The 11,303-nt window shown below is 46.8% G+C and carries 7 protein-coding genes and 1 pseudogene; 6 read left to right on the forward strand and 2 right to left on the reverse strand.

Annotation, left to right across the window (positions count from 1 at the left end; translation table 11 throughout):
* The first annotated feature begins 30 nt into the window (after positions 1–30).
* Together CEQ48_RS12220 and CEQ48_RS12225 are read left to right on the forward strand one after the other, a co-directional pair.
* Positions 31–1,284, forward strand: a complete 1,254-nt coding sequence (locus tag CEQ48_RS12220; protein WP_089071434.1) for an aromatic amino acid transport family protein — start codon at positions 31–33, stop codon at positions 1,282–1,284.
* A gap of 92 nt (positions 1,285–1,376) precedes the next feature.
* A complete protein-coding gene (locus CEQ48_RS12225) occupies positions 1,377–2,738 on the forward strand; it encodes an L-serine ammonia-lyase (protein WP_089071435.1) in 1,362 nt (453 codons plus the stop codon).
* Between the two features lie 88 nt (positions 2,739–2,826).
* Here the strand turns inward: CEQ48_RS12225 and queD are convergent, their stop codons facing one another.
* On the reverse strand, positions 2,827–3,189 hold the full coding sequence (queD, locus tag CEQ48_RS12230) for a 6-carboxytetrahydropterin synthase QueD (RefSeq protein WP_000845978.1): 363 nt from the start codon (positions 3,187–3,189) through the stop codon (positions 2,827–2,829).
* A 313-nt stretch (positions 3,190–3,502) separates the two neighbouring features.
* Here queD and CEQ48_RS12235 point away from each other — a divergent pair, with 313 nt between their 5' ends.
* A complete protein-coding gene (locus tag CEQ48_RS12235; protein ID WP_089071436.1) occupies positions 3,503–5,134 on the forward strand; it encodes a methyl-accepting chemotaxis protein in 1,632 nt (543 codons plus the stop codon).
* A gap of 146 nt (positions 5,135–5,280) precedes the next feature.
* Positions 5,281–6,681 carry an asparagine--tRNA ligase gene (asnS, locus tag CEQ48_RS12240; protein WP_000220370.1) on the forward strand — a complete coding sequence of 467 codons (1,401 nt, stop codon included), beginning with the start codon at positions 5,281–5,283 and terminating at the stop codon, positions 6,679–6,681.
* 65 nt (positions 6,682–6,746) lie between these two features.
* Here the strand turns inward: asnS and thiD are convergent, their stop codons facing one another.
* Positions 6,747–7,595, reverse strand: coding sequence for a bifunctional hydroxymethylpyrimidine kinase/phosphomethylpyrimidine kinase (thiD, locus tag CEQ48_RS12245; protein WP_089071437.1), 849 nt, complete (start codon positions 7,593–7,595; stop codon positions 6,747–6,749).
* A 536-nt stretch (positions 7,596–8,131) separates the two neighbouring features.
* Here thiD and CEQ48_RS12250 point away from each other — a divergent pair.
* A complete protein-coding gene (locus tag CEQ48_RS12250; RefSeq protein ID WP_198301278.1) occupies positions 8,132–9,583 on the forward strand; it encodes an HD-GYP domain-containing protein in 1,452 nt (483 codons plus the stop codon).
* A 460-nt stretch (positions 9,584–10,043) separates the two neighbouring features.
* Positions 10,044–11,233, forward strand: a pseudogene (locus tag CEQ48_RS12260) (amino acid aminotransferase).
* Positions 11,234–11,303: the final 70 nt, after the last annotated feature.

Genomic DNA, 11,303 nt, shown 5'->3' on the forward strand with positions numbered 1-11,303 from the left:
ATTTCCTGTTCCCAAAATGAGTAAAAACATATGAATACTACAACAGCGGCCACTTCTACAGCACGTTCTGCTAGCAAGTGGACCTACAAAGATTTCACCTGGGCCCTGTCCCTTTTTGGTACTGCGGTTGGTGCAGGTGTACTATTCTTACCCATTAAAGCCGGTGCTGGTGGTTTCTGGCCATTAGTTATCCTCGCGTTAATCGCAGCACCAATGACTTGGTTTGCTCATAAATCTTTGGCTCGTTTCGTTTTATCTGCCAAAAACCCTGATGCAGACATCACCGACACCGTTGAAGAGCACTTTGGTAAAGCTGGCGCCAACCTTATTACTTTTGCTTACTTTTTTGCCATCTATCCTATCGTGCTGATTTACGGCGTGGGCATCACTAACACGGTGGATTCTTTCCTCGTTAACCAAATCGGCATGGAATCGATTCCTCGCTGGTTGCTCTCTGGCGCGCTGATTATTGCGATGACAGCAGGTGTGGTATTTGGTAAGGAGTTGATGCTGAAAGCCACTTCTGCCATGGTTTACCCACTGGTGTTTATCCTGCTGGCACTCTCTTTCTACCTGATCCCAGATTGGAACACTTCAATGATCGAAGTCGCACCTGACTGGTCTGCTATGCCAGCGATCGTATGGCTTGCGATTCCAATCATCGTGTTCTCTTTCAATCACAGCCCAATCATTTCTCAGTTTTCTAAAGAGCAGCGCCAACAGTTTGGTGACGATGCGGTGAAGAAAACTGACATGATCACTGGCGGTGCAGCCATGATGCTGATGGGCTTCGTGATGTTCTTCGTATTCTCTGTGGTACTGTCACTGTCTCCTGAAGAGCTGGCAATGGCGAAAGAGCAAAACATCTCAGTTCTGTCTTACCTAGCCAACGAACACGCTTCACCAATCATCTCTTACTTAGGTCCAATCGTGGCATTCGCAGCGATCACTTCAAGCTACTTCGGTCATTTCTTAGGTGCTCATGAAGGTCTGGTTGGTCTGGTGAAATCTCGCAGCAATATGCCAATTGGTAAGATTGAAAAAATCTCTCTCGGCTTCATCGTAGTTACCACTTGGATTGTGGCAATTGTGAACCCAAGCATCCTAGGTATGATTGAAACCATGGGCGCTCCAATGATTGCTGCCATCTTGTTCCTACTGCCTGTATTTGCAATGCACAAAGTACCTGCAATGGCTAAGTTCAAGACTTCAGCACCTGTACAGATTTTTACAGTTATTTGTGGCTTGGCTGCGATTAGTTCTGTAATCTACGGCGCTCTTTAATCTCTACCTCTGCGTATGAGCTTAAAACACAAAACATAACTATACCAAAAGCCTCCCTACCCTTAGGGGGGCTTAGTTTTGAGGCATTCAAAATGATTAGTGTATTTGATATCTATAAAATCGGTGTTGGTCCTTCGAGCTCACACACGGTTGGACCGATGAAAGCGGGTAAAGAGTTTATTGACGAACTACGCTCAATGGGAAAATTGCGCGACGTCACTAAAATCACCGTGGACGTTTATGGATCGCTATCACTGACAGGGAAAGGTCACCACACAGATATCGCTATCATCATGGGTCTGGCAGGCAATACGCCAGAGAAAGTGGATATCGACTCAATTCCGAGCTTTATTGCTCGTGTAGAAGAAACAGAACGTCTTCCTGTTGGTATGCACTGTCATACCGTCTCTTTCCCTCGTGAAGGTGGGATGAATTTCCACCGCACTAATCTGCCTTTGCACGAAAACGGCATGCAGATTCACGCATGGATCAACGACGAAAAAATCTTCAGCAAAACTTACTACTCTATCGGCGGCGGTTTCATCGTTGATGAAGAGCATTTTGGCAAAGAGAGTGAATCTCTTATTCAAGTGCCTTATGTTTTCCGTTCTGCTGAAGAGCTGCTGAACCAGTGTAAAGAGAGTGGTTTTTCGATCAGCACACTGGTGATGGCGAACGAAAAAGCCATGCATTCAGACGAAGAAGTACGCACCTATTTCGCGAACATTTGGCGTACCATGCGTGAGTGTATGGAACGTGGGATGAACACCGAAGGTATCCTGCCTGGGCCTTTGCGTGTACCACGCCGTGCGGCAGCGCTGCGTCAACAACTGCTGACGTCCGAAAAAACCACCAACGATCCAATGGCGGTGGTTGACTGGGTAAACATGTATGCGTTTGCAGTTAACGAAGAAAACGCAGCCGGTGGCCGTGTAGTTACTGCACCGACTAACGGTGCGTGTGGCATTATCCCTGCGGTACTCGCCTACTACGACAAATTCATCCAAACAGTGACTGAGAAAGACTACATCCGTTACTTCGCCGCGTCTGGCGCGATTGGTGGTCTGTACAAGCGTAATGCCTCTATCTCTGGGGCGGAAGTGGGCTGTCAAGGTGAAGTGGGTGTAGCTTGCTCTATGGCAGCAGCCGGTCTTGCTGAGCTTTTAGGCGGTAGCCCAGAGCAAGTCTGTATGGCCGCTGAGATCGCGATGGAACATAACCTTGGTTTGACTTGTGACCCAGTTGCAGGACAAGTACAAGTGCCATGTATCGAGCGTAACGGCATTGCAGCCGTGAAAGCGATCAACTCAACCCGTATGGCGCTGCGTCGTTCCTCTGCCCCACGTGTTTCACTGGATAAAGTGATTGAAACCATGCTGGAAACCGGCAAGGACATGAATGCTAAGTACCGTGAAACCTCACAAGGTGGCTTGGCAATCAAGGTGATCTGTTAATCGGAACCTTTTGTGGTTACAAAAACGCCCGGATATCCGGGCGTTTTTTTATGCTTTGCATGATCAGATTACATCTCACATCAATGCGCTATTCACCGCGATAAATACAACCCGCCGTGCAGGTTTCTTTGATCTCGACTTTGCTCAGCAGCGGTAAACTGGGCTTGAGCTGTTGCCAAATCCACTTTGCCAATACTTCACTGGTTGGGTTTTCTAACCCTTCGATATCATTCAGATAATAGTGATCGAGACGATCATAAATCGGTTTGAATGCGGCTTTAATTTCCGCAAAATCCACAACCCAACCTGTATGAGGATCAACCTCACCTTCAACATACAGACGAACTAAAAAAGAGTGTCCATGCAAACGACCACACTTATGACCAGCTGGCACATGCGGTAAGTGGTGAGCAGCCTCAAACATAAACTCTTTGTATAATTCTGTTTTCATCATCATTCTCGGGGCATAAAAAGAGCCGCAATACTAAGAAATCTCTGCAGCTGAAACAAGGCTATTCAAAACATAATTCAGACAAACCACCTCTTTCACATAAGCTACCGAAAAACATTCCTCAATAATCAATGCAATAGCTAAGAGTCATCCATGTGATAGGCTTTAACTCCCCCCTAAGAGTATGCGTCATACCTCATATTTAAACTCACACTTTGGTTAAGGTCACACTAACAATTGGTCTACGTTTGTCACCCAGTGAATTAACGCTATATTTACATGAATCAGGGTCACTTATAATTACAAAACTATTATGAACTCATCCATTCTTAGTAAATTGCTGCTAACATTAATCACCGTGTTTGCCTTAGTTTTGGCGGGCTCAACGTCTTATCAATATTGGCAGCAAAAAGATCTCATTCATTCCGTGTTAAGTGAGCAGCTACACGACAAAGCCAGTAACTACTTTGATAGCCTGAACATGATGATGCTGACTGGCACCATGGCACAAAAAGAGACGCTACGCCAAAAAGCATTAGCACAAGATGGCATTGAACAAGTTCGCGTCATTCGAGCGCCTTCTTTAAATAAGATTTATGGCCCTGGAAGCATGGATCAACAACCGAAAGATGAAATTGATCAACGGGCATTACAAGGCGAGACCATTATAGAGCCCTATCAAGCCGATTGGGGGAAAGGCATTGTGGTTGCCTTGCCGATGAAGTCGAGTGAAAACTATCGTGGTACTAACTGTGTGGCTTGTCATATCGCACCAGAAGGTGAAGTGCTTGGTGTGATTCGTCTTGAGTTTAATCTTAATCACTTAACACAAATGGTGAATCATCGCACTCTTATTGGTGTCGGCATTATGTCGGTTATTGCGCTGTTTGGTTTTATGTTGACGCTGTTTTTTATGCGTAGAATTATCGTTCTGCCTTTGCAAAAAACGTCGGCCTTTATGTGTGAGGTGAGTAAGAGTAAAGATCTTTCCCATCGACTCGAAAACGATAGAAAAGATGAACTCGGACAACTGGCGGTATCCATCAACTCCCTGATGGATACGGTGTCAGACAGCTTGCAACAAGTGCAAGACACTTCCCATTCCCTTGCTGATTCGGCTAAAAAGCTTACGAATGTCGCACAAGTCACCGATCAGGCGGCCAACAATCAACAAAAAGAAACTGCAGAAGTGCAAACCAACATCACGGATATGCAAGGTAAGCAGCAACAAGTGGAGTTTGCTACCGAAGAAGCGTCTAAATTGGTCAATCACACCACCAGTATTGTTCAGCAAAGTGCCAAGCAAGCACACGCAGCCAGTGAAGATATCAAAAATCTGGTGGGCGATATTGAGGCGGTAAAACAACGTATTGTGGAATTAAATAATCAAACTGGCCAAGTATCATCCATTCTTGGCGTGATCAAAGGCATTGCCGAACAAACTAACTTACTTGCGCTGAATGCCGCTATTGAGGCGGCGCGAGCGGGCGAACAAGGTCGCGGTTTTGCTGTCGTTGCAGATGAAGTGCGTCATCTTGCATCACGCACCACGGAAGCCACCGGAAATATTGAAAACATCATCGCAGGATTTCAGCGTGACAGCCAAGCCTCGCTCTCTTCGGTCGATACCGTCTGCTCTCATGCTCATCAGCGTTCATCCGAAGTGGAAGAGCTCTCAGCGGCCATGACTCGTGTGGTCAGCGAAATGCAACAAGTGCTAAGCCATGCTATGGGTATTCAAGAGCAGACCAAACGCACCACGGAAGTCAGTCATGAGATCCAAAATAAGGTTGATGTCATCACTCATCACGCGAACAACACATCACAATCGGCAAGTGAGACACGTGAGATCAGCATCGATCTTGAACATTTGTCACAACAATTGGAGTCCTTGCTGAATCAATTTACTTTGATTGCTAAGAATTCTGCGCGGAAACCACATTAAAGGTTGAAGCTGACAAATTGACAGGTAATATGTTCCGTTGAATCTGTAAAACTCTCTACAACCCAATGTTTCGTCTATTTTTTGCGCGATGACGAGCGCAAATGGCATTGGGATGTCTTTATATCTCAACGGAGACTGTAATAAACATGACTTACGCGCCTGTAAATGACGTACTCAGCGGCAAGCTCGCAGTAGACAGTGAAGTCACTGTTCGCGGCTGGATTCGCACACGTCGTGATTCCAAAGCTGGAATTTCGTTTCTTGCCATCTATGACGGCTCTTGTTTCAACCCGATTCAGGCCGTGGTTCCTAATAATCTCAATAACTACGACAACGAAGTTCTGAAGCTCACTACAGGCTGTTCCGTTGAAGTAACCGGTAAGATTGTTGAATCTCCAGCTTCAGGCCAAGCATTTGAACTGGCTGCGTCTGACGTAAAAGTCGTCGGTTGGGTTGAAGATGCTGACACTTACCCAATGGCGAAAACGCGTCATTCGATTGAATATCTGCGTGAAGTGGCTCACCTGCGTCCACGTACTAACGTGATCGGTGCGGTTGCGCGTGTTCGTAACTGCTTGGCACAAGCGATTCACCGTTTCTACCATGAACAAGGTTACTTCTGGGTTTCAGCGCCTCTTATCACCGCTTCTGATGCAGAAGGTGCGGGTGAAATGTTCCGCGTATCAACGCTGGATATGGAAAACCTACCGCGTACGGATGCAGGTAAAGTGGATTACAACCAAGACTTCTTTGGTAAAGAAACCTTCCTGACCGTATCTGGCCAGCTCAACGCGGAAGCTTACGCTTGTGCGATCAGCAAAGTGTACACTTTCGGCCCAACATTCCGTGCGGAAAACTCAAACACCAGCCGTCACTTGGCGGAATTCTGGATGGTTGAACCTGAAGTTGCATTCGCTGACCTGAACACTGTAGCAAAACTGGCTGAAGACATGCTGAAGTACGTGTTCAAAGCCGTACTGGCAGAGCGTCGTGACGATCTTGAGTTCTTTAACGATCGTATTAATAACGAAGTGATTGCGCGTCTTGAGCAATTTGTTGAATCTGATTTCGCACAAGTGGATTACACCGATGCGATTGAAATTCTGAAAAACTGCGGCAAAACGTTTGAGTTCCCTGTTGAATGGGGCATTGATTTGGCTTCTGAGCACGAGCGTTTCCTTGCAGAAGAGCACTTCAAAGCACCGGTTATCGTGAAGAACTATCCAAAAGACATCAAAGCGTTTTACATGCGTATGAACGAAGATGGCAAAACCGTTGCAGCGATGGACGTCTTGGCACCGGGCATTGGTGAAATCATCGGCGGTTCACAGCGTGAAGAGCGTTTGGATATTCTTGATGCGCGTATGCGTGAATTTGGCATCGATCCTGAGCACATGGACTGGTATCGCGACCTGCGCCGTTACGGCACAGTGCCGCACGCGGGCTTTGGTCTGGGCTTCGAGCGTCTAGTCTCTTACGTCACTGGTATGGGCAACGTGCGTGACGTGATCCCATTCCCACGTACCCCACGCAGCGCGAGTTTCTAATTCCGCTCTGTTGAATGTAAAAACCGTCTCAAACGAGACGGTTTTTTTATACTTCAAGCTCACTCTTATTGGCTTTTCTGGTGGCTTTTAGCCATTTTCAGTAGATAAAAATGGTGTATCGGCCCATAACCTTGGCCGATCCTTAATTGATCGGCATGCACAATCGCTTGGTGGATATATTGTTTGGCTTTATCGACCGCTTCCACTAACTCAGCCCCCTGCGCTAAGTATGAGGCGATCGCAGATGAGAGTGAGCAGCCCGTGCCATGCGTATTCTTCGTAGCAATACGGGGCGCACAGAAATGACGACTATCACCACTTTGAATCAGTAAGTCATCACTGTTGGCTTGCTGATGGTCGTGACCGCCTTTGAGCAGTACCGCTGGTGTGTTTAACTGACTAAGCGCGGTAATACCCTGCTGCGGATTCTGCTGCCATTCTTGTTGCGTCATCCCCACTAAAACCGCCGCTTCTGGCAGATTAGGCGTAATGAGATTGGCTAACGGTAATAGCTCACGTTTTAACGTCTCGACTGCCTCTGCCGCCAATAAATGATGGCCACTGGTTGAGATCATCACTGGGTCGAGCACAATCCATTTCGGTTGATATTGGCGTAATTTTTTAGCAACCAGAGCGATGATTGGGGCATCCGCCAGCATACCAATTTTGACTGCCAAGACGGGAATATCGCTAAACACGGCGTCTAACTGTTGCTCAACCACCGCTAATGGCAAAGGAAAAACGGCGGAAACACCCTGCGTATTTTGTGCGGTAATCGCGGTAATCACTGAGCAGGCGTAACCCCCTGTCGCTGAAATGGCTTTGATATCGGCTTGAATGCCCGCCCCCCCGCCGCTGTCTGAACCGGCAATGGTGAGTACAATCGGTGTTTGAAGAGAAGAATTTGATGGCATAAAGGCTCCTGTGAAAAACAGGAACTGATCCCAAACCGCAGATAAATGGTAAGACAATACGAGCTGTTGAGGATAGTTCCCTACGTCAGTCCTAACTGAATCAGGTTCAACGGGTCTCGCTGCGCGATCTCAGCCTTTGATTCGCACGTTGTTATACCCAAACTACTTGGAGTTGCAAGTAGGCGGCAAGTGAGTTCATCCCCATGAGCATAGATAAACTATGTGATTGGGGTGAACGAACGTAGCCAACACCGCTGCAGCTTCAAGTAAGAAGGGTATATACGCTCTCAGGCTCCCCGACTACAGGGCGTATCTTAACAGTATTCCTTGATACAAAAAGCAATTATTGCTCCTCTCAATCGTTACACTCTGATACGACCACTCAAAAAATGTTCGCTTTAAAGTGGTCATCACCCAACAATGTCTATAGAATCCGCGCCTTTATTCAAAATGATAATAAATCGCACTCACTTTAATGATGCCACTTATACTTAACTAGCCGTAACTTATTGACCATTTGGGTTCTATCACTTGCTATGAAAAACACGATTTACCATGCCCCACTGACGTTTGGACTTTATGCGCTTGCTGGAGTGCTCTTTGCGCTTTACACAAGCCGAGTCTGTCCTTTTCTCGCGACATTAAGCACTCGTGAAATCGCCACTCAGGTGGGTGCTGTCTTCATCCTCGCATGGCTGATTCGGCATACTCTGCTTCGCCAGCACATTTGGGCAAGAAAACAGCAATTTATCCAATTGGACACGGCACTCCTCTTCGCAATGAGTTTGCCTTTAGCGCTTTACTACAATCTGCAATACCAGTTCACGTTAGACAGTAATTTAAAAGTACTGTTTGGAATGACCTTATTTGGTTTCTTCACCGGAGCGTTATTGCAATTAAGCAGTAAGTTAAGAACGCTGCGCCAAATGCCTCAAAGTCAGAACCTTGCTCTCTCTTCTGATGAGCGACGTTCCTTAGTCAAACAGCTGATTGGCTTGATCGTCCTTTTAATCAGCACACTGACGGTGATGCTCAGCATGGTCGCAATCAAAGATATTCACTGGCTGGAAAATAACCCTGCGCGCCTACTTGATGGCAGTGGCAAGATCAGCATTGTGAAAGAGTTTGCCTTTTTGTCCTTGGTGTTAGGCGGCTACATCACGGCCATTCTCGTTCTCTGGAGTCGAGTGATGAAAGAGATCCTCGACCATCAGGAGCGCTCATTGCAAGCCGTGACGCAAGGCAACCTCCAAGTACGCCTTCCCGTCTACTCTAACGATGAGTTAGGCAATGTCGCCATGTTGACCAATCAGATGTTAGACAGCTTAGAAGCTACGCAAAATGAGGTCAAAACCACACGTGATGTGGCTATCGTCAGCTTATCGGCTCTTGCGGAATCACGAGATAACGAGACAGGGGCACATATTCTTCGCACTCAAGAATACGTCAAAGCGTTAGCAGAATATCTCGCTGCTTTTCCCCAATATTCAACGCTGTTAACCCCGGCTTATATCGAACTACTCTACAAATCCGCGCCATTACATGATGTAGGCAAGGTTGGCATTCCAGATTCGGTTCTGCTCAAACCGGGCAAACTGACCGATGAGGAGTTCACCGTCATGAAAGAGCATCCGCGTATCGGGGCGCAAGCACTTGCGATTGCTGAGCGCCATTTAGGGACGAGCTCCTTCCTCGCTATTGCCAAAGAAATTGCCCTCACTCACCACGAAAAATGGGATGGCACGGGTTATCCGGCGCAATTACAAGGAGAAGCCATCCCGCTTTCCGGTCGCTTAATGGCGTTAGCCGATGTGTATGATGCCTTGATTTCAGCTCGGGTTTATAAACCGGCTTTTAGTCATGACAAAGCCAAATCAATTATTGTCGAAGGCAGTGGTCACCATTTTGATCCTGCCGTGGTCGAGGCTTTTCTCGCGGTTGAGGAAAAGTTCGTAGCCATTGCAGCACACTTTAAAGATGCTGCATAAGGTTGTAGTTATACCTTTCCTACTTGAAGCTGCAGCGGTGTTGGCAACGTTCGTTCACCCCAATGACATCGTTTATCTATGCTCATGGGGATGAACTCACTTGCTGCTTTGTTTTGCTTTGTTTTGCTTTGCTTTGCTTTGCTTTGCTTTGCGGATGCTCAATCCATGACGATGGAAAGAAATGAAAATTTAATACGTAATGATCTGTACATCGCCAAATCTTATCTTATTGATGTATTGCCTCAATAACCGGACAAAAATTCATCTCGCCTTAGGCTGAAAAGCCCAAGGCTTTTACATCACAAATGACCAACTATTCCCAGTTTTTCACCCAAGTAAAAATTTTTCGATATTTTCTTTCAGGTGCTGTTGTCACCTGAATACGAGGGAGGTATAAATACGGTAAATTTTGATGAGTTCAATCATCCCTTCCCACCCTAACTTGACATGGATGTGCTTTATGTTCGAAAAAGTCGTTGCCGCTCCCGCTGACCCTATCCTAGGTTTAACTGAAGAGTTCAAAAAAGACCCTCGTACCGACAAAATTAACCTCGGTGTAGGTATTTATAAGAATGAAGCAGGTGAAACCCCGGTTCTCGCTACTGTAAAGAAAGCAGAAGCCGCACTGCTTGAGTCAGAGAAAACCAAATCTTATCTCACGATTGAAGGGACAGCTGAGTACGGTTTAGCAGTACAAAAACTGCTGTTCGGCGCGAATTCGGACATAGTGACACAAAAACTGGCAAAAACAGCGCAAGCCCCTGGTGGCACTGGTGCGCTGCGTGTGGCGGGTGAATTTATTAAGCGTCAACTGGGCGATGTGAAAGTCTGGATCAGTAACCCAACTTGGGCTAACCATCACGGTGTGTTCAATGCCGCTGGCTTGGAAACTACGCAATACGCTTATTATGATGCCAAAGCCAAAGACAAAGATTTTGCCGCTATGCTGGCAGATTTAGAGCAGGCAGAGAAAGGCGATGTGGTTTTACTGCACGGCTGCTGCCACAATCCAACGGGTATTGACCCAACAGAGCAAGAGTGGGAAGTACTGGCGAAATTGGTGGCTGACAAAGGCTTACTGCCTCTGTTTGACTTTGCTTACCAAGGCTTTGCTTCAGGTGTGGAAGAAGACGCGGCTGGCCTACGTATTTTTGCGAAATACAACTCTGAGATTCTGGTTGCCAGCTCTTTCTCAAAGAACTTTGGCTTGTACAACGAACGTGTCGGTGCCTTCACGCTGGTTGCACCTTCAACAGCCGTTGCAGAAACGGCGTTCTCACAAGTTAAAGCGATTATCCGCTCTATCTACTCAAACCCACCGGCTCACGGTGCTGCCGTCGTCACTTATATTCTGAACAACCCAGAATTACGCGCAGAATGGGAAGCCGAAGTCGCAGAAATGCGTGAACGCATTCAAGAGATGCGCGTACTTTTCGTTAACACATTGAAAGAAGTGGGTGTAGACGCTGACTTTAGCTTTATCGAGCGTCAAAACGGCATGTTCTCTTTCTCTGGCCTAAGCAAAGAGCAAGTTGCACGCCTCAAATCAGAGTTGGGTATCTATATCGTCGGCTCTGGCCGCATCAGCGTAGCGGGATGACCAAATCAAACATGCTACCCTTGTGCCAAGGCATTGCTGCGGTGATGTAATCGCATCGTCAATGACTCTCTTAAACCGGCTGGAATATGGCCGGTTTTTTTTACTGTTCATATACCCAAA

This window comes from Vibrio tarriae, assembly GCF_002216685.1.
GTDB classification, from domain to species: Bacteria; Pseudomonadota; Gammaproteobacteria; order Enterobacterales; family Vibrionaceae; genus Vibrio; species Vibrio tarriae.